Source organism: [Clostridium] celerecrescens 18A, assembly GCF_002797975.1.
GTDB classification, from domain to species: Bacteria; Bacillota; Clostridia; order Lachnospirales; family Lachnospiraceae; genus Lacrimispora; species Lacrimispora celerecrescens.
The window spans coordinates 1,207,567-1,234,376 of record NZ_PGET01000001.1 but is presented as its reverse complement, the minus strand read 5'-3'; the positions used below and the strand labels follow the sequence as shown (position 1 = coordinate 1,234,376).

The 26,810-nt window shown below is 47.0% G+C and carries 25 protein-coding genes; 3 read left to right on the top strand and 22 right to left on the bottom strand.

What is annotated here, in order from left to right:
• Positions 1–161: 161 nt before the first annotated feature.
• The 16 genes from efp to H171_RS05665 all read right to left on the bottom strand — a co-directional run bounded on the left by efp (position 162) and on the right by H171_RS05665 (position 15,875).
• The gene (gene efp / locus H171_RS05740; RefSeq protein WP_025233463.1) at positions 162–719 is read right to left on the bottom strand and encodes an elongation factor P; all 558 of its coding nucleotides are present in this window, start codon (positions 717–719) and stop codon (positions 162–164) included.
• A 111-nt stretch (positions 720–830) separates the two neighbouring features.
• Positions 831–1,259 carry a type II 3-dehydroquinate dehydratase gene (gene aroQ / locus H171_RS05735; protein ID WP_100307435.1) on the bottom strand — a complete coding sequence of 143 codons (429 nt, stop codon included), beginning with the start codon at positions 1,257–1,259 and terminating at the stop codon, positions 831–833.
• A 136-nt stretch (positions 1,260–1,395) separates the two neighbouring features.
• On the bottom strand, positions 1,396–1,920 hold the full coding sequence (locus H171_RS05730) for a YqeG family HAD IIIA-type phosphatase (protein ID WP_100304288.1): 525 nt from the start codon (positions 1,918–1,920) through the stop codon (positions 1,396–1,398).
• A gap of 7 nt (positions 1,921–1,927) precedes the next feature.
• Positions 1,928–2,380 (bottom strand): transcriptional regulator NrdR, encoded by a 453-nt coding sequence (nrdR, locus tag H171_RS05725; RefSeq protein ID WP_025233466.1) that lies wholly within the window; start codon positions 2,378–2,380, stop codon positions 1,928–1,930.
• 103 nt (positions 2,381–2,483) lie between these two features.
• Positions 2,484–2,744, bottom strand: coding sequence for a PRC-barrel domain-containing protein (locus H171_RS05720; RefSeq protein ID WP_092250591.1), 261 nt, complete (start codon positions 2,742–2,744; stop codon positions 2,484–2,486).
• Positions 2,745–2,797: 53 nt separating this feature from the next.
• Complete coding sequence (locus H171_RS05715) at positions 2,798–3,625, bottom strand: DUF975 family protein (RefSeq protein WP_100304287.1); 828 nt, start codon at positions 3,623–3,625, stop codon at positions 2,798–2,800.
• Positions 3,622–3,969 carry a hypothetical protein gene (locus H171_RS24540; protein ID WP_242976874.1) on the bottom strand — a complete coding sequence of 116 codons (348 nt, stop codon included), beginning with the start codon at positions 3,967–3,969 and terminating at the stop codon, positions 3,622–3,624. The genes H171_RS05715 and H171_RS24540 overlap by 4 nt, the downstream gene beginning before the upstream one ends.
• A 338-nt stretch (positions 3,970–4,307) precedes the next feature.
• Positions 4,308–5,204 carry a dihydrodipicolinate synthase family protein gene (locus H171_RS05705; protein ID WP_100304286.1) on the bottom strand — a complete coding sequence of 299 codons (897 nt, stop codon included), beginning with the start codon at positions 5,202–5,204 and terminating at the stop codon, positions 4,308–4,310.
• A gap of 82 nt (positions 5,205–5,286) precedes the next feature.
• On the bottom strand, positions 5,287–7,014 hold the full coding sequence (gene ilvD / locus H171_RS05700) for a dihydroxy-acid dehydratase (RefSeq protein WP_100304285.1): 1,728 nt from the start codon (positions 7,012–7,014) through the stop codon (positions 5,287–5,289).
• A 5-nt stretch (positions 7,015–7,019) separates the two neighbouring features.
• Positions 7,020–8,015 carry a sugar ABC transporter substrate-binding protein gene (locus H171_RS05695; protein ID WP_100304284.1) on the bottom strand — a complete coding sequence of 332 codons (996 nt, stop codon included), beginning with the start codon at positions 8,013–8,015 and terminating at the stop codon, positions 7,020–7,022.
• Complete coding sequence (locus H171_RS05690) at positions 8,012–8,971, bottom strand: ABC transporter permease (protein WP_100304283.1); 960 nt, start codon at positions 8,969–8,971, stop codon at positions 8,012–8,014. Before H171_RS05690 ends, H171_RS05695 begins: the two co-directional genes overlap by 4 nt.
• Positions 8,972–9,055: 84 nt before the next feature.
• On the bottom strand, positions 9,056–10,495 hold the full coding sequence (locus tag H171_RS05685) for a glycoside hydrolase family 5 protein (protein ID WP_100304282.1): 1,440 nt from the start codon (positions 10,493–10,495) through the stop codon (positions 9,056–9,058).
• A gap of 40 nt (positions 10,496–10,535) precedes the next feature.
• The gene (locus tag H171_RS05680) at positions 10,536–12,644 is read right to left on the bottom strand and encodes a glycoside hydrolase family 3 C-terminal domain-containing protein (protein ID WP_100304281.1); all 2,109 of its coding nucleotides are present in this window, start codon (positions 12,642–12,644) and stop codon (positions 10,536–10,538) included.
• A gap of 70 nt (positions 12,645–12,714) precedes the next feature.
• Positions 12,715–13,548 (bottom strand): carbohydrate ABC transporter permease, encoded by an 834-nt coding sequence (locus tag H171_RS05675; RefSeq protein WP_100304280.1) that lies wholly within the window; start codon positions 13,546–13,548, stop codon positions 12,715–12,717.
• Between the two features lies 1 nt (position 13,549).
• Positions 13,550–14,422 (bottom strand): carbohydrate ABC transporter permease, encoded by an 873-nt coding sequence (locus H171_RS05670; RefSeq protein ID WP_100304279.1) that lies wholly within the window; start codon positions 14,420–14,422, stop codon positions 13,550–13,552.
• A 91-nt stretch (positions 14,423–14,513) separates the two neighbouring features.
• A complete protein-coding gene (locus H171_RS05665; RefSeq protein WP_100304278.1) occupies positions 14,514–15,875 on the bottom strand; it encodes an extracellular solute-binding protein in 1,362 nt (453 codons plus the stop codon).
• Between the two features lie 319 nt (positions 15,876–16,194).
• Here H171_RS05665 and H171_RS05660 point away from each other — a divergent pair, with 319 nt between their 5' ends.
• Genes H171_RS05660 through H171_RS05650 form a run of 3 tightly spaced genes read left to right on the top strand, consistent with a single transcriptional unit; the run spans position 16,195 to position 20,027 of the window.
• On the top strand, positions 16,195–17,805 hold the full coding sequence (locus H171_RS05660; RefSeq protein ID WP_100304277.1) for a helix-turn-helix domain-containing protein: 1,611 nt from the start codon (positions 16,195–16,197) through the stop codon (positions 17,803–17,805).
• Positions 17,806–17,827: 22 nt separating this feature from the next.
• Positions 17,828–18,625 (top strand): sensor histidine kinase, encoded by a 798-nt coding sequence (locus H171_RS05655; protein ID WP_166433596.1) that lies wholly within the window; start codon positions 17,828–17,830, stop codon positions 18,623–18,625.
• A complete protein-coding gene (locus tag H171_RS05650; RefSeq protein ID WP_157803121.1) occupies positions 18,618–20,027 on the top strand; it encodes an ATP-binding cassette domain-containing protein in 1,410 nt (469 codons plus the stop codon). The genes H171_RS05655 and H171_RS05650 overlap by 8 nt, the downstream gene beginning before the upstream one ends.
• A 110-nt stretch (positions 20,028–20,137) precedes the next feature.
• On the opposite strand, the gene H171_RS05645 is transcribed toward H171_RS05650, so the two are convergent.
• The 6 genes from H171_RS05645 to H171_RS05620 all read right to left on the bottom strand — a co-directional run bounded on the left by H171_RS05645 (position 20,138) and on the right by H171_RS05620 (position 26,706).
• Complete coding sequence (locus H171_RS05645; protein ID WP_100304274.1) at positions 20,138–21,031, bottom strand: MetQ/NlpA family ABC transporter substrate-binding protein; 894 nt, start codon at positions 21,029–21,031, stop codon at positions 20,138–20,140.
• 46 nt (positions 21,032–21,077) lie between these two features.
• Positions 21,078–21,743, bottom strand: a complete 666-nt coding sequence (locus H171_RS05640) for a methionine ABC transporter permease (protein WP_100304273.1) — start codon at positions 21,741–21,743, stop codon at positions 21,078–21,080.
• On the bottom strand, positions 21,733–22,755 hold the full coding sequence (locus H171_RS05635; protein WP_242976873.1) for a methionine ABC transporter ATP-binding protein: 1,023 nt from the start codon (positions 22,753–22,755) through the stop codon (positions 21,733–21,735). The genes H171_RS05640 and H171_RS05635 overlap by 11 nt, the downstream gene beginning before the upstream one ends.
• A 392-nt stretch (positions 22,756–23,147) precedes the next feature.
• Entirely contained in the window at positions 23,148–24,551 is a 1,404-nt protein-coding gene (gene pepV, locus H171_RS05630) for a dipeptidase PepV (protein ID WP_100304271.1), read from the bottom strand.
• Positions 24,552–24,571: 20 nt separating this feature from the next.
• Entirely contained in the window at positions 24,572–25,024 is a 453-nt protein-coding gene (locus H171_RS05625) for a GatB/YqeY domain-containing protein (protein ID WP_100304270.1), read from the bottom strand.
• Between the two features lie 92 nt (positions 25,025–25,116).
• Entirely contained in the window at positions 25,117–26,706 is a 1,590-nt protein-coding gene (locus H171_RS05620) for a peptide chain release factor 3 (protein WP_100304269.1), read from the bottom strand.
• Between the last annotated feature and the right edge of the window lie 104 nt (positions 26,707–26,810).

Below are 26,810 nucleotides of genomic sequence, written 5' to 3'. Positions count from 1 at the left end.
ATGAACACAGAAATATAGCGGTTTTAAAAAGAGCTGTCCTGCAAATCCCTTTAAAGCATAAAAACAACGCAGGAATATTAGAACGAACCTTTCTACGTTGTTTTCTCAATATCTTACATAATTAATAAAAGGACCTTGCAGATCGCCCGGTCCTTTTCCTTTTATACTCTGGACAGGTATTCACCTGTACGTGTATCAATCTTAATCTTGTCACCCTGATCTACAAATAAGGGAACATATACTACTGCACCGGTCTCAACCGTAGCTGGCTTAGTAGCTCCCTGAGCGGTATCACCCTTGAATCCCGGCTCTGTATCTGTAATAACCAACTCCACGAATAACGGAGGCTCTACGGAGTATACCTTACCATTATAAGAACATACCTTAACCGTTTCATTCTCTTTTACAAACTTTAACGCATCACCGATTACATCTGGAGATAACGCCATCTGCTCATAGGTATTCGTATCCATAAAGTTATGAAGATCTCCATCAGCATACAGATACTGCATGTCAAAGCGATCGATTCTTGCCTGTGGGAACTTCTCTGATGGGCGGAATGTGCGCTCGTTAATACCGCCGTTTAACACATCTTTAATCTTAGTTCTTACGAATGCAGCACCCTTTCCAGGTTTTACATGCTGGAACTCCATAATCTGATAAACAGTACCCTCGATCTCTAATGTGATACCGTTTCTAAAATCACCCGCTGATATCATAAATGATATTCCTCCTTGAATTTCTCTTCTTAACCTTTTATATTCTATACTATAACAAATACATTTTCAACAGTTTTTTACAAATATCTCCCTTTTCTTGAATCAGAGCAATTATTTACCTGTTAAATAATCCATTGCAAGAGCATATCCCTTAAGCCCCAGACCTACGACTTGTCCGGTACAAACAGGCGCCGTCACTGATGTATGGCGGAACTCCTCCCGCTTATGGACATTGGATATATGGACTTCAATCTTAGGAATCTCTACGGAACCCAGGGCATCTCTGACGGCATAGCTGTAATGGGTAAACGCTCCGGGATTAATGATGATCCCTTCTGTTCCATTGTGATATGCCTCCTGAATTTTATCTATGATTCCGCCTTCATAATTGCTCTGAAAGACTTCCAGCTCATGACCTTCTCTCTGCGCCTTTTCTTCCAGCATGGATACCAGCGCATCATAATCCTCTGTTCCGTATATTCCCTTTTCTCGGATTCCTAAAAAGTTTAGATTCGGCCCGTTTAATACAAGAATTTTCATATCCTTTTTACCACCTTTTCTCCCATGCTTTCCGGGCAAAGCATCTCCTGTATCTCCCGGATCAGCCGGCTTGTCCGGACCGTCTCATCCGTATTATAACCTGTCAGGCTGTCTTTTACCCTTCATAAATGTTCTTTCACCTGACACTGTTCGCTTTTTTTCTTTTCTTATCTCTGTGATAAAAATACAGCACTACTGCTTCTAAATACCTCTTTAAAACAATTTGGATTTCTTCTTTGGGATGAATCGGCATGACCAGAATGCTGTAGATTCCGGCTCTTTTGGCTCCATAAACATCGGTAAATAGCTGATCCCCCACAAAAACCGTATGTTTCGCATCCGTTTTCATGAATTCCATCGCTCTTTGATAGCCCTTTCTCCAGGGCTTGTTTCCTTTATATATATAATGAGGGCTGCCCGCAGCCCTGGCAAAGGAAGCCACTCTCGGCTCTTTGTTATTGGAAAGGAGGCAGGATTCCATCCCAAGTTCACGCAGATGTAAAAATAATTTCTTAGCTCTATCATCTGCGGGCGCACCATGAGGCACCAGAGTATTATCAATATCAAAAATCACGCCTCTGATCCCATTTTTATATAATTTTTCAAAGGATATATCGTATGCTGATGCCGCATCTTTATCCGGATAAAATACTTTAAACATATATCTCCTACTTTTTCAACAGTTTTCCTATTTCTTCCATAAACGTACTCACGTCTTTAAATTCCCTGTATACGGAAGCAAAGCGCACATAAGCAACCTCATCCACTTCCTGCAGTTTTTTCATGACAAGCTCTCCGATCACCGTACTTTCCACTTCTTTTTCTTCACGGTTGAAAACCTGGGTCTCTATCTCGTCTACCATGGAATCAATCTGCTGGGATGATACCGGCCGCTTATGGCAGGAATGAAGAATTCCTGATTCTATTTTTGAACGGTCATAAACTTCTCTGGAATTATCCTTCTTAATAACCATAAGGGGCATGGTCTCAAGCTTTTCATAGGTGGTAAATCTCTTTCCGCATTTCTCGCATTGTCTGCGGCGTCTGATTGAACTGTTGTCGTCTGCCGGTCTGGAATCAATGACCTTGGTGTCTGCTTCATTGCAAAATGGACATTTCACGTTTCTGGTCCTCCTGTCTACGGACTGTAATTTTAGTGTCACGAATCGAACTTCGTTTTATATATCATATCTTACAATCCAAAGATCCGCAAGCCCATCCTCCTTATATCCCGCATCTTTCCGTTGCTTTTTCCAAATCCACATTTACAAGGATGATGTCCGGGCCCACCTGCCTTATGTCACAGAATGGAATGATAAACTCCTTTTCCCTGACTAAAAAGCCGCAAAAGCATCCTGGTCCTGGTACGATAATAGCCAAAAGGCATCCTGTTTCCATGTCAAAATCTACATCACCAACATAACCGAGGCGTCTGCAGTCACAAATATTGATTACCTCTTTTTGTTTTAGTTCACAAATTCGCATAGAATACACCTCCTTAGTATATTCTATGCGCATACCTTATGCATGACACGGCTCTACCACTGATTTTCCTGGCTCCACATGGATTCAAAAGAAACTTCCTCACCTCTTCCATGGCTGTTCCGGGAAAGCCGTTCCTTAAGATCCAGATAATATTCTGTCATAGTAGCTTGAATATAAGGGACGATCCAGAGCAAACCAATTCCCATGGAGCAGTATCCCAAGACTACCATGCCAATAAAGCTTATGAAAAGGTAAAAATAGCCGCCCTTATTGCCCTTCATCATGGCTGCACTTTCCTTAAGGCTCCCAAATACCCTCTGATCCGGGGACTCGATGAGTAGGAACATAGACTGGGATAAATACAGCATAGTTATGATATTTCCAATAAGCAGAAGCAGGTACGTAAGTACCAGCAGTACTACCATGACAGGTATAAAATCAGTGATGACTGCTACAATGAGTACTACAAAGTACGGTATCCCCCAGGCAAACCCAATGAAAAGATTTATAAAATAAAGTCCTAAAAACCTATGGGGCTTGTTCTGAAAAGCAAAGAGAAGGTCAGACAGTTTGGCTGCATTGCCATTGCATATATCCATATAAATCTTAAGGACTCCCGGTTTTAAAAGACCGTATACAGAGAGAATGATCAGGAACGATATATAAACACCTGCCTTCAGGATCACATTTCCTGTTGTTACGCTGCCGCCATTAATAAAAGGATCCCTTACCAGTCCCATAGAAAAGGACGTTAAAATATACACCAAAGTTATAGCCAGAAGAATGGCACCTTCTATAAACTGGATGCCGATACACAAGCCGTATCTGCCTTTCAAGGACCGCTTTGCACGACTTTTAAGTTCTGATGATGAAGTCTTCATGAAAACACACCTCCCAGCCCCAGGCCACTCATCGCCGCAGTCCCCACAAATACGATTATAACCAATACAACAAGCACAATGGCAATGGTTGAAGTAATAAGGCCTGCCTTTGCATAGCCTTCAAACCTATCTTCTGTCCTGGAAAGCAGGGCAAACAAAATTCCAAGGCTTCCGAAAATCATTCCTCCATAACAGCAGCAGGAGGTTATAATTCCTAGAATCCCCATGACCAGAGAGGCCAGGGCCATGTTGCTCTGTACCGGACTCTCCGGCTGTTTATATACGGCTTCGCGATCCCAATCCTGGTTTACCTGCCAGGATCCATCTTGATTATCCTGATCCATTTCTATCATCTCCCTTTCTGTCATAATATATAACTTATTCGAACTTGTTTAGCAATTGATGATAAGAGAGCTGAGCAAGCAAGAATAAAAGGCGCATGCTTTTTGCGCCGTCCATCCGATGATCGAAAGGACTTTTACTTTCGATCATATGGCAATTATACATTATTTTCCATATTCTGTAAAATTAATATTTGTTTGGCGAAAAACGTCTAACGATATTTTGCAAGAACAGCTGATAATAAGGAAGTTTTATCATTCAATAAAAAGAACATTCTTCAGCGGATACCCGTTAAAGAATGTTCTTTTACCTGCTTTAAAAAATCTCTATCCCTCTGCATTCACGGAAGCAATCCCTCTTCCTTAAGAATCTGCTCAAGCCGCCTGGTCTCTCCCTCCGTAGCCTCCTGCATGGGCCGGGCGCAAACAGACTTCATGGGAACCCTGCAAAGCACCATGGCTTTTTTTATAATAGGTATAAACTGCTCTCCCACATCGTATACCGCCATAAGCCGGTCGATCCTCATCTGGTATTCCCGCAGCAGCCCGAAATCCTCCTTCCTGGCCGCCTCAGCAAGAGCAGAGGCGGTCTCCGGTGCAAAATTTGATAACCCGGCGATACAGCCGTCTCCTCCGCTTATCACATTATGGGAGAAGAATTCATCAAATCCTGAATAAATCAGAAAATCAGGAAATTCTTTTTTCACTGTCTGAATCAGAGCTCTGGTATGCCCCATGACATCCACTGTGTCCTTGATCCCTACAATATTCTTCCTTCTGCGGGCCAGTTCAAGAACTACCTGGGGCTTTAGGTCATACCCGGTTCTGGCAGGGAAATTATACAGCAGCAGCGGGCCTTCTATCCTTCCGGCCAGAGAATCATAAAAGTCCAGAACAGCGCTGTCCGGCAGATTAAAGTAATAGGGAGGGATGACCATAACTCCGTCTGCGCCCTGCTCCAGAGCATAGCGGGACAGCTCTGCACATTCCTCAAAAACCGTTCCGCCGGTGCCTACATAAACCGTTACCCGATGATCCACGTAAGCAAGGGCTTCACGGATCATCCGTTTCTTCTCTTCCTGCGGAATGGCAAAAAATTCTCCGATACTTCCAAGAATCAGGATTCCATCCATTCCTCCTGCTATGAGATGGTCATATATCTGCCTATTGGCCTCCATATCTACATGAAAGTCACTTGTAAATGCCGTTACTGCCGGTGTTATATATTTTACATTCATCTAAACTGTCATCCTTCCTCTCTCCTTGAACACGATATGCGCCAGACGGGCCCGGCTGTCTCTTTCCGACTTCCTTCGTCCCCTATGATTCATATCCTGCTCCTTCCATAGCGGAAAGGGCATCCCTGGTGTATCTTGCCAATATCCCTTTCCGCTTCGGTCTGGGAATGATCCCCTCTCTTTTCCTTTCTTCAAGCACCTTCTCAATCTCCTTAAGCGTCCGTTCCTCCCCCTGGATTCCTGTAAGGTTCAGGGTCCTGTCCTTCACACTGTAGGAAATGATATCGCCGTCTCTCACAAAGGCAAGAGGCCCTCCTGCTGCTGCCTCCGGAGACACATGGCCGATAGCAGGTCCTCTGGTGGCTCCTGAAAATCTGCCGTCCGTAACCAGGGCCACGCTTCCATTGAGATCATGATCACAGACAATTGCTTCTGTGGTCATGAGCATCTCCGGCATGCCGCTGCCCCTTGGACCCTCATAGCGGATCACAATGATATCACCTCTGCGGATCTCCTTTTTCACCACAGACTGGTAAGCATCCTCCTCACAGTCAAATACTCGTGCTCTTCCATTATGCTCCCACATCTCTCTGACACATGCGGCATATTTAATGACAGCTCCCTCCGGAGCCAGATTGCCCCGCATAACAGCGATGGAGCCCTTTTCACCGGCTTCACTGACCGGAAAGATAACCTGTTCCCGCTTCAGTCCGTAATTGCTCAGATAACCTTCATAACGCTCGTAAAAGCCGTCCTTTTCCAAATCTTCCAGATTTTCTCCCAGAGTCCTGCCTGTGACTGTCATTACATCAAGATGCAGCATATCCCTTAGTTCCCGTTCCACCATGGGAATTCCGCCTGCAAACCAGAATGCCTCTGTCAGATGCTGCCCGCTGGGGGTGATATTTCCGATGTGGGGAATCCGGTGATTGATTTCGTCAAATGTTTCCGGTGCAACCAAGAGCCCAAGCTCCTTTGCCAGGGAAGTGAGATGAATGACTCCATTGGTGGACCCACCGATTGCACTATGGATCATGATGGCATTCTCAAAAGCTTCCTTCGTCATGATCTGGCTGGGACGAATATCCTTCTCCGCCAGCTTCATTATGGTTTGGCCTGCCCTGCGCGCCCACGCCAGGATATCCCGCATGGTGGCCGGAATCAGCGCAGAGCCGGGCAGGGCCATGCCCAGGGCTTCCGCCATGCATTGCATGGTACTGGCCGTTCCAAGAAACGTACATGCACCGGCTGAGGGGCATCCCGTCAGCTTGTAATCCCTTATTTCCTGCGGAGTGATAGCCCCTTCCCGTTTCTGGCGCAGGGATATGTCTCCTGCCACCAGAGAAGTCGTCATCCCTGGCCCGTTCCTCATGCTTCCGCCAGGTATAAATATAGAAGGAATGTCAAGCCGGGCCGCTGCCTTTAATTGGGCAGGTATGGATTTGTCACAGGATGACGCCAGTACCATTCCATCCCATGGGTACACGGAACCGTGGAGTTCTATCATATCGCAGATGGCCTCTCTGGAGGCCAGTATGTAATTCATTCCGTTATGTCCCTGGGCACAGCCATCGCAGATATCCGTAGTATGATACCCTGCTGGATACCCGCCTTTTTCAAACACGCCGTATTTTACCTGTTCCATGAGTCCCGAAAGATGTACGCTGCCCGGATGGCTGTCCCCATAGGCATCCTCAAGCAAAATCTGAGGCTTCTTTATATCTTCCTCATCCCAGCCGCTTCCCATCTGGAGGGCGTCAAACTGAGCCCACAGCTCCCGCTGGGGCGCGCTTTTCTGCTTTATATTCATTTATATTACCTCTCCGATTTCTCTCCATACGCTTTTATATTCTTAGCTTCTACCCATGTCACATCAATTAAATATTCCTTCTCAATCTCTCTCCCTTCTACTGCGTCTGCAAGTTTGTCCACCAGTGTCCTGCCTATCACCTGGCAGTTCTGGTCCACAATGCCTGTAATCAGGCCCTCATCCACACCGGCTGCCAGAGTAGGAGAATAATCGAATCCATAGTGGTACAGAGTTCCCTGCAGGTTCTGGAATTTGATAGCTTCCATGGTCCCGGTAATGACAGACTCTGTTCCCAGAGTGAACACTGCCTTTAGGTCAGGATATGATATGATCTGTGTCTCCAATTGCTCTTTTGCCCTGGATACGCTTAGGTCATTTATAATCCAGGTACACCAGGTAAACTGGGCGGCATCCTGATCCATCGCCTGGTTAAAACCATCCTTCAGTCCTTTGTAACGCTCAGTCATGTTCTGCGCGGAACCACTGTAGGTAACGGCTGTCAGCCTCCCCCCGGTAATTCCCCGGGCTTTTAAGTCTTCGGCTCCCCGCCTCCCCAGTTCCATTCCGGCTTCATAATTATTCGTTCCGATATATGCCAGCCGGTTGTTTAAAGTCCTGATGTCCGTATCATAGGTGACTACTTTGATTCCGGCGGCCATTGCCTCCGCCGCTTTTATATCAAACATCTCCGGTTCTAAGGCTGCCATAGCAATGCCGTCTGCTTTCTGATCGATCGCCTCCTGGACCATCTCAATCAGCTTCTGGGGCCGTGAGGAATCCCCAGGCAGCCCGGCTTTTACGATCAGAGTACACCCCCGCTCTCTGGCCTGATCCTGCGCACTTTGAATCAACGGCTTCCAATAAGGTCCTTTTTCATTCAATGCAATCAGATACAAAGTCTTCCCTTCCTGCCGTTCAAATGCGGATGCGGGCTGGCTCCCGCATCCGGACATAAAAAGGCACAACGCCATTCCGATTATCCCAATTTTAAACATACTCATGCTGTTTCTTCCCTCTTCTTCCGAAAATAGTCCATCACGATCGCCGCCAGAATCATAAGTCCTGTAACCGCCTGCTGCCCGTAAGTATTTAATCCGGCCGCATTCATACCATTTTTAAACACTTCTATAATAAGCAGTCCCAGTACCGCACGAACAATGCCTCCTGCCCCTCCTTCAAACCGGATCCCGCCGATAATCACAGCAGCGATGGCATATGCTTCCAGCCCCATAGCCTCACTGGATGCTCCCACGTTCAAGTAGGACATAAGGATGATTCCCGCAATCCCTGCAAAGGCCCCTTCAATAAAATAAACCTTGAGAAGATGCCGTTTTACCTGGATGCCGGCCAGACTGCTGGCTTTCTTACTGGAGCCTACGGCATAGCAGTATCGGCCAAAAATCGTACATTTCATGACAAGGACAACTGCCACAGCCAGGATCAGGAAGATAAGAAAGTTGGAATAGAGGATATTGCCCAGCAGATGGGTGTTGGAAATGTGGTAGAACCAGCCTGGCAGGCCGCTGATCAGAATTCCCCCTGTGAACATCTGGGTCAGCCCCCGGATCATATAATTGCTTCCTACGGTCACTATAAACGGCTTAAGCTCAAACCGTGTGATCAGAAACCCGTTGAGAAGTCCGCATGCGCCGCCGCAGAGGATTCCAAGAGCCAGGCATGCCGCCGGATGCATTCCCCGTACTGCCAGATACGCAGCCGCCGTCCCTGCACATGCCATGATGGCCCCGCAGGATAAGTCAATTCCGCCGGAGATCATGAGCATTGCAACTCCCAGCGTAGCAATTCCCAAAATAGGCATAGAACGCAGGAAGCTGGCTAGGTTCCCTCTGGTAGCAAATACCGGTAACATATAAGAGAATACAGCCACCAGGAAAAGTAAAAGCCCAATCATCCAGTATTCTGCCATTTTTTCTTTCCAGACTGTCTTTTTCCTCATCCCAAGTTCTCTCCTCTTTCCGTTATTCCTGGCTGCTCATTTACATATTTCCACATCCAATTTTAACAGAACAATGGATATTTATCAATGCAGCATATGTTTCAGAAGATTCAGATAAGGCTGGTTCTTTACGCAGTTTTCCAGCTTGAAGCCCCCGGCGATGCGCTCTAAGTCATCCTCACTGTATCCGGCAAAACGCCTGGCGTAAGCCGGCTGCAGCATAGCGCCCGCATAGCCGTTAAGCACCCCGTAATTCATCACAAAGGCATTGGACGCTTTGTCAATCCTGGTTTCTCCCATCACATCCAGGATATAATCGGCAAGCGCGCGGGATTTCTTTCTGCCTTCCGCCACCCCTGCATAATCTGCGACAAAATTCTCAGCTCCCAGGATGCGTTTTTGTTCCTGGACCGGCTGGATAATCTTCATATATTCGCTCTCCGGATCTAAGAATACCCACCCCATGATCCCCGGGTCCTTATAGGTCCAGGTGGTCCAGTGGACTCCAAAGGTGTTGTAAATATCCAGCTGATCCTCCATAGATGCCAGGCGGTATGGAAGCTCTTCCGGAAAACCATGATACTGGGAACCGAACTCCCCTACCCACAGAGGTACATGGTGCTTTAAGGCAAACTGCGTCCCCTGGTGGTTAAGGAACTCTGCCCTCTGCCTATTCTTATCCCAGTACACCCCGCCATAATATCCCGGGTACGTCCCCGGCCCATATCCCGGCGGTATATAGTTGTGGCTGCTGTATGCCAGATTATCCTCAAAAGGCTTCTCAAGCCCTTCAAAATTCCTGGAATAATTATCCCCCTCCAGAAACAGGATGTGCTTTTTATCAATTTTTCGAACCGCATCTGCTATCTCCCGGTACAGTTTGTTGATTGCCTTCCAGTCCGACTGGTAGAACTCGTAAAAGTCATAGGCATGTTCGCCGGTAGGTGTTCCTGTGGACGGCTCATTCATCAGGTCGTAGCCTGCCACTGCATTTCTGTCCTTATACCTTTGTGCAATCGCCTCCCAAAGCGCAATGATCCGTTCCTGGAAATGGCGGAAGCTCCAGAGAAGAGCCGCGCCCCGCTCATTATCACTGTGCCAGTGGCAGTTCTGCCAGCCAGACAAGGCATGCATATCCAGGATCACGTAGACCCCCTGGCGTTCACAGGCATCCAGTACGGCATCCAGCCGTTTAAATCCCTCTTCCTTATATATAAAGGGATTTTGGTCATCCTCAAAATGCCGGTAACTCAAAGGAATGCGGATGCAGTTGGCCCCGGTTTCCCGGATCAGCCGGATATCCTCCTCAGCCAGGAAATTGTCAAGGATAGTCTCAAAAAACAATTCTGCCTTGCCTGCACCAAGGGCCTTGGTCATCTCTCTCTTCATCCCGCTCTCAGTACCCGGATATCCGTTGATAAAATCCTCCATGTTCATAAAGCCGCCCACGCAGGTTCCGCGAAGGTACACAGGATTTCCCGATTCATCCACGATTTTACCATTTCTTACCTGTAATAAGTCCATTTTATCTCTCCTTCTTCAGCTTTCTTTCAAACAGTCCCTCCTATAGCTGCACCCGGACTTTTAAGGGTTCAGTGCCTGTAAGCAGACAGCTCCTACTGTCAGGCTGGCTGCCGCCCGCATAAATATCGTACCGATGCCCATCCAAGCGGCGATCCCCGTCATGGTCCACCACACAGAACGCCAGACCCGTAAGACAGAAGCTTACCTCCCTCTCCTGTCCCTTTGCAAGACTCACCCTGGCAAATGCACACAGGGAATGATTCCTCACTGCAAGAGAAGAATCCAGGTTCTTCACATACACCTGAACCACTTCCTCACCATCTGCCGGTCCTTCGTTCCTGACCTTCACAGTTACGTACATGCTGCCGTCACCTGCAGGGACGCACTCCAAATCCCTGTACCGGAAGCTGGTATAGGAAAGGCCGAATCCAAAGGGATAAAGAGCTTCTTCTTTCATATACCGGTAGGTCCGGTTTTTCATGCTGTAGTCCTCATAGGCAGGAAGCTCCTTCTCAGACCGATAGAAGGTGACTGGCAGCCTGCCTGATGGGCTGGTCTCCCCAAAGAGGACCCTGGCTACGGCCGTTCCGCCCTCAGCACCGGGATACCAGGCCTGCAGGATTGCTTTTACACTTTCCGCCTGATCCAGCCACGCCAGGTCCATGGCGCTTCCAGACATATTTATCACCACCAGCGGTACGCCAGTCTCTATAAGTGCGGTCAGCATGCGGCACTGGGATTCAGGAAGGGCCAGAGTGGGCTTATCCGCCATACTGACCGCCTCATCAAAACGGTTACCCAGATCCTGCTGTTCCCCCTCATACCGCTCATCCAGTCCCACGCATACAATGGCCAGCCCTGCCTTAAGTGCTGCAGTCACTGCCTCGCTTATGCGGTCTCCCGGCAGTGCCAGCCGTTCCACACGGTCCTTCATGGTATGGCAGCCTTCCGAGTAAAAGATTCTTGTATTCTCATTAAGAAGATTCTCTATTCCGTCCAGTACTGTCACATACCGGGGTGCTGTGCCGTGGTAATTGGCGATGAGCGGCCAGCGGCTGTCCGCATTTGGCCCTATGACAGCCACCCTCTTAAGCTTCTTATCAAGTGGAAGAATCCCGTCATTCTTCAAGAGAACCATGGATTTTTCCGCTGCGCAGATGGCCAGTTTCCTATGCTTTTTGCATCCCACCGTCTCATAAGGAATCTGGTTGTAGGGGCAGTCCTCATCAAGCAGCCCCAGACGCATCCTGGTGCGCATTGCATGCACCGCAGCCTCTGTAATCTCCTCCTCTGTCACCAGGCCCTGTTCATAGGAACTTAAAATATGCAGGTAAGTGTTTCCGCAGTTGATGTCGCAGCCATTTTTCAGGGCCATGGCTGCGGACTGGGCGGCAGTATCCGTTATCTGATGGTTTTCATGGAAATCCTTGATGGCCCAGCAATCCGACACAAAATACCCGTCAAACTTCCACTTCTCTTTCAGAATATCCTGTATCAGAGTTTTGCTGCCACAGCATGGCTCTCCGTTGGTCCGGTTATACGCTCCCATGACCCCTTCCACCTTACCCTCGGTGACACAGGCTTCAAATGCAGGCAGATAGGTCTCCCACAGATCCTTTTTGCTGACTCTGGCATCAAAGGTATGGCGCTGTTCCTCCGGTCCGCTGTGTACCGCAAAGTGCTTGGCACAGGCTGCTGCCAGTAAGTATTCGCCCTCTCCCTGGATTCCCTGTATGAATCCCACGCCCAGTCTGCCGGAAAGGTATGGATCTTCTCCATACGTCTCATGGCCTCTTCCCCATCTGGGATCCCGGAAGATATTCACATTGGGAGACCAAAGGGTCAGTCCTTTATAGATATCCCGATCCTCCAGGGCCGAACAGGCATTGTACTTTGCTCTTGCTTCCATGCCCGCCGCAGTGCCGATCTCCTTCATCATCTCCTCATCAAACATGGCCGCCATACCGATGGCCTGGGGAAACATGGTTGCTGTCCCCGCCCTTGCCACACCGTGAAGTGATTCATTCCACCAGTGGTATCTGGGGATCGCCAGCCTTTTGACTGCCGGGGCATCAAATCTTAGCTGCGAGGCCTTCTCTTCCAGGGTCATCTGACCGACTAACTCCCTGGCCCTCTCTTCAAAATCCATATCAAATCCTCTCCTCTCTTACGATCTATTTCATTCGATCTGTCCATATATATATCCCTTCCGGGCTCACTCAGCCTTTAACCGCTCCCTGGGTCAATCCGTTAACTACCTTTTCCTGTGCAAAGAAGTACAAAAGGATGACCGGAAGCGATCCGATCAGGATAGCGGTAAGCACTGCCGGTATATTTACAGACTGCATGCCGTAGAATTCACGGATCCCTAAAGGCAGGGTTTTCTTTCCCGTGCTGTTGATCAGTACATTGGCATTAATGAATTCATTCCAGATATTCAAAAATGTATATACCACGATTGTGGAGATAGCCGGACCAGACAGCGGAAGTATGATATTCTTAAAGGTTCCAACAATGCTGCAGCCGTCTATGATGGCCGCTTCCTCCAGCTCCTTGGGTATCTCCCGGAAGAACTGGGTCAGTATGAATACGGCAATGGGAATGTTATAACTGACATAAGGACCCACAAGGCCGGTTAAAGTATCCGTCAGGCCAATGCTACTTAAAAGCGTGAATGTGGGGATCAGAGTCGTATGTACCGGGATCATCATTCCCGCGATAATGGCAAAGTAAAGCAGATTCCTCCCTCTGTATTTTAACCTTGCAAAGGTAAAGGAGATCATGGATGATACGACCACAATGATGAAAACACTGACTCCCGACACCACAACGCTGTTTAAGAAATACCGGAGAAAATCAGGTTTTAAGACCAACTGATAATTTCCGAAAAACGGTTCTTTTGGCAGTCTCCAGATATTGGTTAAGTATTCCCCCATGCCCTTAAAACTGTTGATGACCAGAAACACAAAGGGAAATCCTGTAATCAGTGCAATAACGATGCTGATTGCGTAGAGAACGGTATTCTTTATTTTTCTTTTTAACAATACGCCCATATTATGCCGCCTCCTTATCTCTCGTAATATAAAGGAACATGCATGCTATGGCAAAACACAGAATGAACATGCTGGCAGCAATGGCGCTGGCATATCCCATGCGGAATTCCGTAAACCCTTTCTTGTACATGTAGGTGGCCATCAGCTCTGTCGCCCTGTTGGGCGCGCCGCCCATCATGACATAGAATAAGTCAAAGTATTTTAAAGATCCCACCAGCTGCAGGACCGCCGCCGAGCGAAGGGTCGGAACAAGCAGTGGAAGGGTGATTTTCCAGAAACACTGCTTACCATTTGCCCCGTCGATCCTGGCCGCCTCATAAATGTCCGTCGGTATATTGGTCAGTCCCGCCTTTAATATAATCATATAGAAGGGAATGAACTGCCAGCATATGACGAACAGAATGGAGGGCATGGATGATCTCCCTTCCAGAAAAGCAATGCATTTTAACCCAAGCTTCTGCATGAGACTGGCTATCAGGCCAAAATAGGGATCATAAAACAGAATCCACATGATACCGGTAGCAACCGTGGACAGCAGCATCGGCATAAAAAATACCGTACGGAAAAACCTTGTTCCCTTAAGCTCCTGGTTGATCAGCAGGGCTAAGAGCAAGGCTCCGGGGAGCTGGACAGCTACGGAGACAATGACCAGGATTACGTTATTCAACATAGCATTCCAGAACAAAGAATCTCCGAACAGCTCGATGTAATTCCCAAATCCTGCAAAAGTCCTGTTGGCGCTGATTCCCTTCCAGTCCATAAAGCTGTAGATGAATGTCCTGACGATTCCCACTACATTAAATGTACCATAAAACAGCAGGGCCGGAAGCACGAACAGCGTTATGATTCCAATATGTTTATTTTGTTTGCTCATATAATCACTCCTTTTCACAGAGGACGATCCGGAATGAGGGCGTTGCAACATGCATTCTGCCATGCAACACCCTCTCCATCCATGTCATGTATTATTTCTTAACCAGATCCTTCTGTGCCAGTGCTTCCATGTCAGCGGCCGCCTGCTCTGGCGTAGTGGTGAGTCCGAACAGGTCGTAGGTGGTCTGCTTATGTAAGTTTCCAAGCTCTGTTGGCAGGAACTGATCGTAGAAGTTCTGCATATAGGAGGCATGAACCAGAAGCTCCTCCATCTGCTGCAGCTTGCTGTCCTTGATTTCCACACCCTTTATTCCGGTAAGAATGCCTGCGGTATCTGACATATCCTGGGCATACTCCTGATCTGTCAGGACTTTTACCAGTTCCATCGCTTCTTTGGGATTCTTACAGGAAGCAGAGATGGAATACCCGTTGCCGCCTCCTAAGATCTCGTCTGCCTTTCCTTTGCCGCCTTCTATTACAGGGTAGTTGAACAACCCCAGATTATTCTCGTAGAAATCCGGTTTTTCTGACTTACAGTTGGATACGAAACTATTGGTCTGAACAATGTGAGCTGCCTGACCGCTGTAAAACAGCATTCTGGATCCTCCGGTATCATAGTTGATACCATTGAGGCCTTCGGGGTAATATCCTTTTTTCACCCAATCCTGAATCCTCTGTCCGGCTTTAATAAAGCTCTCGTCCTCAAATGTAGCATTACCGGTGCGGTTATAGGCGTCAAGGAACGTCTGGGAGCCTCCCTCTCTAAGAGACAGCCATATAAAGGTAAGCGCACCCGGCCACTGGCTGGAATTACCCTCGGCAAAGGGGATGATGCCATGTTCCTTAATAACTTCGCAATTGGCCTCAAGCTCTTCCACCGTCTCCGGTACCTTAAGTCCCAGTTCCTTATAAATCTCGGTATTATAGTACACAGGAGCCGCGCCTGCCCGGAAGGGCACTGCCCAGTATTTCCCCTCAAGCTCGAAAAGAGACAGGGCCGACTCGTGGTAGATGTCAGAGATTTTTCTCACGTCCTCATCAATATCAAGCACCTTTCCCTCTTCTACAAAGGACTGGAGCCATCCGCCGCCCCAGGAAATGAATATATCCGGCTCCTGTCCGGCTGCCATGGCGGTGGTAAGCTTGGTCTTATAAGGGTCGTTCTCCATGGGCACCTGTTCCACTTTCACATTGGGATGACTGGCCTCAAATCTCTCAATACAGCGTTTCACTACCTCCTGCCGTTTGGCATCATTTTCAATATGCCACAGCGTAAGGGTGATATTCTCCCCGGTCTTTGCCTCACCTCCCTGGCTCTCCGCTCCCCCATCGGATACCTTTGAAGCCGTCGTTCCCCCCGCTGCTGCGCCACTTTGGGAAGTTCCGCTGCATCCTGCAAGGGCTCCTGCTGCCATAGCCGCTGCCAATACACATGCAAGAATCTGTTTATTCATACTCCTTCTCCTTTCTCGATCAACCTGTTCACAGGTGTTTGATGGAACTTATCATAAGATTGTTTGGGGCTTTTTTCAATGCACCGTTTTTTAGAATATGTGTAATATTTCTATTTTTGTATATTTACAGTATAATTTTTATGCATTTTTACTAATTCCTCCATTTACACTACCATTTTGGTATGCTATATTAAGAGAACAAAAATCATGTTCTCTTAATCAGATTTACGGCGGTAAAGCACCCGCCTTTTAGCAGAAGAAAGTGCAACTTCTGCTAAGCAATATTAATGACAAATTAATAAGAGAAAGAAGGGGTCCTGTGATAAGTGAAAGAATGAAGGTGCTCATAGCCGACGATGAATTCCTGATCTGCGAGCTGATTAAAAAGATGATCCTATGGGATGAGCTGCAGTTGGAATTTGCTGGCTGCGCCCACAACGGGCAGGAGCTGTTTGGGCAGATTCAGGAAATACGCCCTGCCATCGTGATTACGGACATCAGCATGCCTGTTATGGACGGCATTGAGCTGATCCGTCAGACACGATATTTAAATATTCCCTGCCGTTTCATCATCGTAAGCGGCTATAAACAGTTTGAATACGCCCACAACGCCTTGAAATATTCGGTTGATGACTATATTCTGAAACCCATCAATGAAAACGAACTGAACCAGGCCCTTAAGAAAATCCTGGAAGAATTGAATAGACATCAGTCCCAGGCTGCAGGTGAGGCTATGCCTGCCATCCACACAGAACATCCCGGCAGATCCTTTTTCTTAAAACGTATTATATGGGAAATCCAGGACCCTGCAGTCCCGCTGGAGCAGGTCATCGGTGAATATGGCATAGACTTTAAACCCGGACTGTTCTGTATCCTCTGCCTCAAGCTGGACTTCGTCAACCAGAGTGCGGATAATCTGGACAATATCGGCTCCTTGAACAAAAAGCTGATCTCCATGTTCCATGAGGAATTTGAAGACTTCTGCTTCCAGGTTCTTTCCTGCATGGAGGGCAGCGCTATCTATCTCGGCATCAATTATCCCCGGCAGGCGGCAGGATCTTTTTTTAATCATCTCCAGGAGTTTTACCAGAAGGCCTGTAATCTTCTGGACCTGTTTGCCGGACTTAAGATTACCGTGGGTGTTGGCGATTCCTATGATAAGATCTCTTCCTTCGGACAGTCCAATAAGGACGCCATGGATGCTGCCTATTACCGCATATTGTCGGGCTGCGGCCAGATCCTGTACCGGAAGAAGCTGCCTCCGGTCCCATATCTCACAGAGGTGGAAAAAAGCTTGTATTTACAGCAGTTCAAAAAGGCTATTGAATCCGTAAACATCACGGATTTCATGGCTACATTAAATCAGCTGTTTTTCAGACCAAAGAATCTTTTCCCACTGTTTGACATCATAGAAATGCTGGGGGAGATATGCCGGATGCTTGTACGCATGGACTTATCTTTGGACCAGGAGGAGCTGCCAATCGACTACTTATCCGGCCAGATTCACTACGCCATAGAAAACGCATTGTCTTTAGATGCCTTAAAAGCTGCCGTATCGGAACCTGTATCCTACATATTTGAAAATATCCACAAGGCCGTCCAGGCTCAGAACACCCGCCCCATCCGCATGGTCCTCAAATACATTGAGGAACATTACACGGATCCAATCCGGCTGGAGGATGCAGCGCTTTTAGTAACCTTAAATCCGGCCTACCTTTCCAATATCTTTAAAAAGGAGACCGGTGAGAATTTCATTGACTATTTAAATTCATACCGGATCGGTCAGGCAAGGGAGCTCTTAAAGGACTCTAATCTGTCCATCAATGAGATTGCATATTCCACAGGCTTTCAGGATGCCCGTTATTTCAGTAAGCTTTTTAAAAAATACGTAGGCATTACGCCGAAAGATTACCGAAAAATATACAGTTGACATGCAAAGGGAAAGAATGACTATGAAGCTCTTAACAGAAAAGAAATTACAAAAGCTTTTAGAGGAACACAGCCTGAAGGCCGTCCGGGATAATGCGCGTTACTATGAAAATGAAATCTTAAAGAAGCAGACCGAACTTCTTACCCTGCAAAATCAAATAAACCCGCATTTTCTGTATAATGCGCTGGAATGCATCCGCGCCCAGGCCGTAATAAGCGACATGCAGGAGATAGCGGATATCACCTACGCCCTATCTAACTTCTTCCGTTACAGCATCAGCACGAAAAGCGACTTTGCCACTTTGAACGATGAAGTAAATGTAATCAACAATTATATGAAGATCCAGCAATACCGCTTCCGTGACAGGTTCTGTCTGAATGTGGATCTGCCGGATACCTGGAGCAGCATCATGGATGCGGTAATTCCCAAGCTCACCTTGCAACCCATAGTGGAAAACAGCATCGTACATGCCTTTACAGAATCCGCAGACAACGGAGTTATCAACATCGAAATTATCCCTGCCAAAAAGCATATTAACATCCGCATATCTGATAATGGAAAAGGGATCGATTCCGATACCCTTAAGATGCTGAACCATTCCCTGAAGCAGGAATACTATGTCTCACCCAATCACGGCAAAAGGAGCACCGGCATTGCCCTGTGGAACGTAAACAGGCGGCTGAAGCTGGTCTTCGGAGACAGATACGGGCTCCATGTATCCAGCACACCTGCCCTGGGAACCGATGTGGAGATTCACATCCCTTATATCTCCGTGAAATCTGATGACTTTTCCCAAACCGGAGGAAATACCTATGCCTGATGAACTGTACCGGATACAGGACCTATGTTTGCGCAAGGACAATACCATGCTCATAGACCATCTGACTATGTATCAATATAAAGGTGAAATTATTGGACTCATGGGGCTTCATGACTCCGGAAAGACTCTGCTTTCCCTTATCCTGTCCGGACAGGAGATTCCGGACAGCGGCAGATTCTACTACGAAGAGTCTCCTGTTACCTGTCAGGCTCTGGCCTCCCACGTTACCCTGGTGCAAAGGCACAGCTCCCTGATCCCCTCTCTCTCAGTGGCGGAAAATGTGTTCATCATCCGGCGCCATAAGCGGAGAGCCTTTCTCATGCATAGAAAGCTTATCCTCCATGAGGCGCAGAATTACATGAGGGAAATGAAGCTTACGATCCCTCCCCATGTGCAGGTAAATCATCTTACAAGGTCAGAGCAATGTCTGGTGGAAATACTAAAGGCATATATCCTGGGAGCCAGGCTGATCATCCTGGATGACATTCCTCTGACCTTCTTTCAGGACCCGCAGTTCTCCAGAATGTATCAGTATCTGAAAGAAAAAAAGGTATCATTCCTTATAACATCCTGTGATATATACCAGCTTCAGCTCTTTTCAGACCGCATTTACTTTATGGACGACCATCGAATGGTAAAATGGATATACAATGAAAAAAGAAATGCCATTGATATCTCCAGACTGTACAACCGACCACTGGCTTACACGGAGTCTTCTACCCACGAATCCCCGGTGGTGGCGATAAAAGCGGACGGACTCTGTTACGGTTCCTTAAAGCACATTTCCTTTGAACTTCATGAAGGCGGGATCGTTGCGATCTTTGACTTATTCCGCAACGCCTCAACCCAACTGCTGGCTCTCCTCTCTCATCCCCGGGATCTGGCCTCCGGCTCCATCAGTGTCTATGAACGGCCCGTCAAGGCAGAGAGCTGCGCCTCCTTTGTATTTGCCGGATTTGATCTGGAGGACTGTATCTTCGAAACACTGTCCTCCAGAGATAATATATGCATCGGCAGCTACAGGAAGCTGGCCGGGCCCCTGGGCATCCTAAAACGGGCCAGAATGCAGTATGTGGAACAGACTTTCCTAAAAGAATATGAGGAAGAAGGATTTATCCCCCGTTCCTCCTGCCGGAACCTCCCCAAGAAGGAAAAACTAGCCATATACTTATACCGGCTAGAGCTTCTGCGAAAGAAAATCATCTTCTGCATCTATCCGGAAAAATATATTGATTATGACACCCTGCATATGCTGAAGAAATCCCTGCAGCGCATTGCCAGAAGAGGAAATACTGTTTGCATCATTACATGTGACTTTGAAAAGATATATCCTCTGGCGGAGCGTCATCTGATCCTTTCGCTGGATTCCATACAGGAGTATGCCGGAAGAGACAATGAGTAAGCTGGCGGCATTTTGTTAAACTAGCATTTCAAACAAAAAAGACCGATATGGAAGCTGCTTTATGCAATCTCCATAACGGCCTTTTATTTATTTTATAAAGAAGTCCCTGTTTAGAAAGAAGGAACTACCGCACCTTCGTAAGTGTCTTCGATAAACTTTTTAACAGTATCGCTTGTTAAAGCCTCAACAAGAGCTTTGGTCTTCTCGCTGCTTTCCTCGCCTGCACGAACTGCAATAATATTACTGTAAAGGGTTGCTGCCACAGAATTTGCATCCTCCACAGCCAGTGCATCGGATACCTTTAAGCCTGCCTCAATGGCGTAGTTTCCATTGATAACAGCCACATCTACATCGCCTAAGGAACGGGGAAGCTGAGCAGCTTCTACTTCAACGATCTTAAAATTCTTATCGTTCTTTACAATATCATTCTTGGTTGCATCCAGTTCAACGCCTTCCTTTAATCCGATCAGCCCCTGGTCTGCCAGTAAAAGAAGAGCTCTTGCTTCGTTGGAAACATCATTAGGAACTGCGATCTGAGCTCCGTCGGGAAGCTTATCAATAGCATCTGTCTTTCCTGCGTAGATGCCGAAGGGCTCATAGTGAATGGCTGCCGCACTTACAAGGTCGGTTCCTTTCTGCTCATTGAACTGATCCAGATATGGCTTGTGCTGGAAATAGTTGGCATCTAAGTCTCCGGATTCAAGAGCCATGTTTGGCTGCACATAATCCGTATATTCCTTGACTACCAGCTCATAGCCTTTTTCTTTTAAAATATCCTTTGCAGCATTTAAAATCTCTGCATGAGGTGCCGGAGTTGCTCCGACAATGATCTTCTCCAGCTGGCCGGTCGTTTCAGCTGCCGTTGTTTCTTCTGCTTTTGTTTCCTCTGAGGATGCAGCCTGGGTTGCTGTAGGTGTTGCGGGTGCTTCCTTACTTCCTGCGCATGCTGTCAGCGCTGCTGCTGCAACCAGTGCAGCTGAAAATACATAAAGTGACTTTTTCATAATTTTTCCTCCTTGAATTTTTTTATGGTAACGCCTGAGGCTGTTACTATTTAACCCGTTTGTCGCTCTTTCTGGATAACTTCATTCCGGTTTCCTGAATGATCTGGACGATGATCACAAGGATCGCGACAGTTACAAACATCATCTGTGTCTGATAACGGTAATATCCATATCGAATTGCAATATCACCAAGACCGCCGCCGCCTACAAATCCGGCCATAGCGGAATAGGACAATATGGTTGTTACGGAAAGTGCTGCTCCTACCAGAAGGGAAGGCTTTGCCTCCGGAAGGAGAACCTTACATATTATTTGAAACGTAGAGGCACCCATGGATTTCGCCGCTTCTACCACACCGCTGTCCACTTCCTTAAACGAAGACTCCACCACTCTGGCAACATACGGGGCTGCTGCTATTACTAAAGGCGGAATCACGGCCTTTGGTCCAAGAAGCGTTCCTACAATCATTTTTGTAACGGGTATTACCATAATTAGTAAAATAATAAAGGGTATGGAGCGGAACAGATTGATAACAAGTCCCAATACCTGCTGGAGCCAGGGGATCGGATGGATTCCATCCTTATCTGTAACAATTAGTATAATTCCCAGAGGGATACCGATTAGATAAGAAAAAACGGAAGATGTCAGCGTCATAAACAAAGACTCTCCTATACCTGTAATAAGCATTTGTATCGTAGTCGCATCAAAGGTCATGTTTCTTCACCTCCTCATGTGTTATCCCTGCTGTTTTTAAATAACTAAGCACCCGGTTCTGGTCCACCTCATTATCTGGAAGCTGGATGACCATCTGTCCCATAGCAGTTCCGTTAATATCTCTGGTCTCGGCATGCATAATATTCACCGGCACCTTACAGGCTAATATCATATTGGCAAGGACAGGCTCAAAGGAAGACCGTCCGTCAAAGGAAATCCGGACTCTTCTGGAGCCGCCAAAACGGCTGACTTGTTCCGCCGCTTCTCCTAATATGAGCTGTCTGCCGATCTTTGACTTTGGCTCAGAGAATATTTCCTTTACGCTTCCCACTTCAGCAATATGGCTCTGGTCAATAATCGCCACCCGGTCACAGATGGCTTCTATAACCGACATCTCATGGGTAATAACAACCACGGTGACGCCCATGGACTTGTTAATATTTTTTAAAAGTCCAAGTATGGACTTTGTGGTATTTGGATCCAACGCACTAGTGGCCTCATCGCAAAGGAGAACCTTCGGATTGGTTGCCAGGGCTCTTGCTATGGCTACCCTTTGCTTCTGCCCACCTGACAGCTGGGCCGGATAAGCCTTGGCCCGGTCCTTAAGGCCCACGATTTCCAAAAGCTCCATGGCTCTTTTTAACCCTTCCTTTTTGGGCGCCTTGGCGATTTCTAACGGAAAGCACACATTCTGAAGAACGTTTCTTTGAGCCAGCAGGTTGAACTGCTGAAAAATCATGCCCATGGACTGTCTGGCCAGTCTCTGCTCCTGTGGCCGCATGGACGCCAGACTCTTGTTTTCAAAAAGTACATCTCCTGATGTCGGTATTTCTAAATAGTTGATACAGCGGACCAAAGTACTTTTTCCGGCTCCGCTTAAACCGATAATTCCAAATATCTCTCCCTGTTCTATGGACAGGTTGATATCGTCCAGGGCCTTAATTGGGCCGCCTGTGGTACGAAACTCTTTTCCTAGTCCCACCAGCTGAATAATAGGTTCTGCTGACTGCATTTGTCTGTTTCCTTTCATTATTATTGCCCATATTTCTGGGCATAATGGAATTCCCGTAGGGTGTTTCTTTAATGTACAAAAAGGCCGCAAGCCCTGCACAGACTTGCGACCTAAAATTTTCCGCGTATTGCTGCTCTCAGCGAATTCCAATCACAATCCATACAAATGAAACGATTATCGTATTTTTATGCACTCTGATACACGACACATCATCATACACATGCCGTTCATCTTGTTCATATTCATCTGCATGGCTCTCCACTGGTTCATGGCAGCTACTCCTCCCACTGATTCCTATAGGCAAACTAGGAATTACTTTATGAGGCGTATTTTACGCTCTCTTCCTGTTTTTGTCAATACTTATTTTATATTTTGAAACAAAAACGTAAATTTTATGAACATAAGTCTACAATCACCTGAGCGAATATCTTTGCGCTTACAATCAGTTCGTCAATGACTGCATACTCATCAGCTCCATGCATACGGTTATCTGTCCCCGGCATGGAAGCGCCGAAGGCAACGCCGTTCTTTAATTCATGGACATAGGTACCGCCGCCCATGGATACGCACTCTCCCTTGCGGCCTGTATAGCTTTCATAAACATCCAGCAGGGTCTTTACAAATTCCGAATTTCCATCCACATGATGAGGGGGCTTCATGGAATCATTGTGAAGGGTAAAGCCCTTTTCCGCCATGGTTCTTCTTACTACTTTAAGGACATTTTCTTCAGTCGCACAAACCGGACACCGGCTGTCAAAGGTCCCCTCCAGACCGGTTTCTGTCACGTTTAAGAGACTGAATGCCAGAGTCAGGCTGCCGGAGAGCTCATCTTCCATTGCAATTCCCAAAGCTTCTCCTGAAGTATCCCCATGAGGGATCAGTTCCAGAAGGCGGCGGATCATGATCATCTGTTCGCTTTCCGCCAGAGGAAGCTCTGTTAAGAATAAAAGAAGTCCGGTCAGGGCGTTATTCCCCTCCTCAGGAAGAGAGGCATGTGCGCTTTCACCGATTGCAGTTATGTTGGCCGTATCTTCATCCAATTTCAGTTCAAAGCGGATTCCCGTCCTTTTTTCACACTCTGCCGCTGCATGTTCAAGGACTTTTGCATCAAGGCCGGTGACAACTGCATTGGCCTTTCCGGGAACCACGTTTACTTTGGTTCCTGCCTCCAGGCTCACCAGCTTGGGAAGCTGGTCAGAAGCAGCCCATTCTGCGGTGAAATGGCCGTTTAAGCCACCCTTTTCCGTATTCACAACCGGAAAAGAGCCGTCAGGAGAAAAGGTCATAGGTGCTTCCTTTTCAATGGCATAATAATGAGCGATATCTGAGCTTCCGCACTCTTCGTCCGTTCCAAGGATCAGCCGCACATTTTTATTTAGAGGAATATTCAGCTCTTTCACCGCTCTCATGGCATAAAGTGCAGCAACCGCCGGGCCTTTATCATCTGCAGTTCCCCTGCCAAATAGTTTATCTCCCTTTACTACCGGCTCAAAAGGCTCTGTCTCCTTCCAGCCTTCTCCTGCCGGCACCACATCAAGATGGGCCAGAATATCAAGCTGTCTTTCCTTATCGTTTAGATCTGCCGTTCCAACATAATTATCATAATTGGTAATGGAAAAACCATAGGATTCCGCAATATCCAGCGCTTCATTCAAGGCTTCAAACGCTCCCGGTCCGTAAGGCATCCCTTCCCTGTATGGCATCTTTTCACTGTTAATGCGGCACAGTGTACAGATGTCTTCTATCATTTCCTGCTTATGTGACTCTATATATTCTTCTATTTCTTTCCTATACATGATCCGCACCCCTTTTTTTCTTATTTCATTATAGATGCAAGTACTTCATTTACTGCCTTGCCATCCGCTTTTCCCTTTACTTTGGGCATCAGGGTTTTCATGATCCTTCCTTTGTCTGCCCCAGTAGGAGCTTCAATTCCAAGTTCCTCAAGAACTGACTGGATGATCTCTCTGATCTGCTCCTCTCCCATATCCTCCGGAGCAAATTCCTTATAAACGATAATACGAAACGCAGCTTCTTCCCTGATATCCGTCCTGTCTTCAGGCGCAAGATCATGAGTTTCCTGAGTCTGTTTGATTTCCTTCTTTACTACTGTATTGGCTTCATCTTCCGTAATAGGGGTATGGTCCTTCTTATCGATTTCAAAATTCTTAAGAGCAGAAAGAAGCATGGATAAGGCATCTTTCCGCTGTTTATCCTTTGCCTTCATTGCCTCTACCATGGCTGCCCTTACTTCATCAATCTTACTCATTGTCTGCTGCCTCCTTATATTTTATAATTACTAAACCGTTACCAGTTTTCCGGCATCTGATTTGTGCGAGCAACCCGCAAAGCGGGTTTTTCTTAGTTGTGTCCGAATTCAGAAAGCTTTAGTCCCGGATTACGCTCCAATACCATACCAACGCTCCAGCTGTTGACAAATAAAAGAAGAGGATTGTCCTTTAAATCCTTGATCCGCTTCATATCAGACGTACCCTGAATCTTGGCTACATCAATTTCTTCTTTGTTTACGATCCAGCGGATATATTCGTATGGAAGCTTCTCAAGTCTTACTTCTACATTGTACTCATTTTCCAGACGGTAGGTCAAAACCTCAAACTGCAGTTCTCCTACGACTCCCACGATGATCTCTTCCATTCCGGTATTAAACTCCTGGAAAATCTGAATGGCGCCTTCCTGTGCAATCTGGTTTACGCCTTTGATGAACTGCTTTCTTTTCATGGTATCCATCTGCCGCACTCTTGCAAAATGCTCTGGTGCAAAGGTAGGAATACCCTCATATTCAAATTTTTCATTGGATTTGCAAAGGGTATCTCCGATGGAAAAAATGCCCGGATCAAAGACTCCGATAATATCACCTGCATAGGCCTCTTCCACGATCTTCCTGTCCTGGGCCATGATCTGCTGCGGCTGGGACAACCGCATTTTTTTGCTGCCCTGCACATGGTTTACTTCCATGCCTGCGTCAAACTTGCCGGAGACGATCCGCATGAATGCGACACGGTCTCTGTGAGCCTTATTCATGTTGGCCTGGATCTTGAATACAAAAGCGGAAAAATCCTCTTCAAATGGGTCCACAACTCCTGTTGTCGTCAATCTTGGCAGCGGGGAAGTTGTCATCTGAAGAAAGTGCTGCAGGAATGTCTCTACCCCGAAGTTTGTGAGTGCAGAGCCGAAAAATACAGGAGATAAGTCTCCCCTGCCGACCCGGTCCATATCCAGTTCATCACTGGCGCCGTCAAGCAGCTCAATATCCTCCATAAGCTGCTGGTGATAACTTTCTCCGATCATTGCATCCACCTGGGAATCCCCCAGCTGGACTTCTGTAGCCTCCACTTCCTTCTGGCCGTTCGTAGTCGCCCGGAATGTGGTTATGGTTTCTTTAAAGCGGTCATAAACCCCTTTAAATTCTCTTCCGCAGCCTATGGGCCAGTTGACAGGACAGGTCCGTATTCCAAGCACTTCCTCGATCTCATCCATCAGTTCAAATGGATCTCTTGCTTCCCGGTCCATCTTATTCACAAATGTAAAAATGGGGATATGGCGCATAACGCAGACTTTAAACAGCTTGATGGTCTGAGCCTCCACACCTTTGGAACCATCAATGACCATGACAGCGGAATCGGCCGCCATAAGGGTACGGTAGGTATCCTCAGAGAAATCCTGGTGGCCTGGTGTGTCCAGAATGTTGATGCAGAATCCGTCGTAATTAAATTGTAACACAGAGGAGGTGACGGAAATACCTCTCTCTTTTTCAATCTCCATCCAGTCGGAAACGGCATGCTTGGCGCCTTTTCTTCCTTTTACGGTACCGGCCAGATTAATAGCTCCTCCGTAAAGCAGAAATTTCTCCGTCAAGGTCGTCTTTCCCGCATCCGGATGGGAAATAATAGCAAATGTTCTTCTCTTTTTAATTTCTTCCGCTATATTCACAAAAATAGTTCCTCCAAAATTTACGTCTAGATCTCGTCTATTGTAGTATGATTCTAACCATAAGTCAAGATTCTATCTTCCATAGTTAAGCGGATATTTGCAAT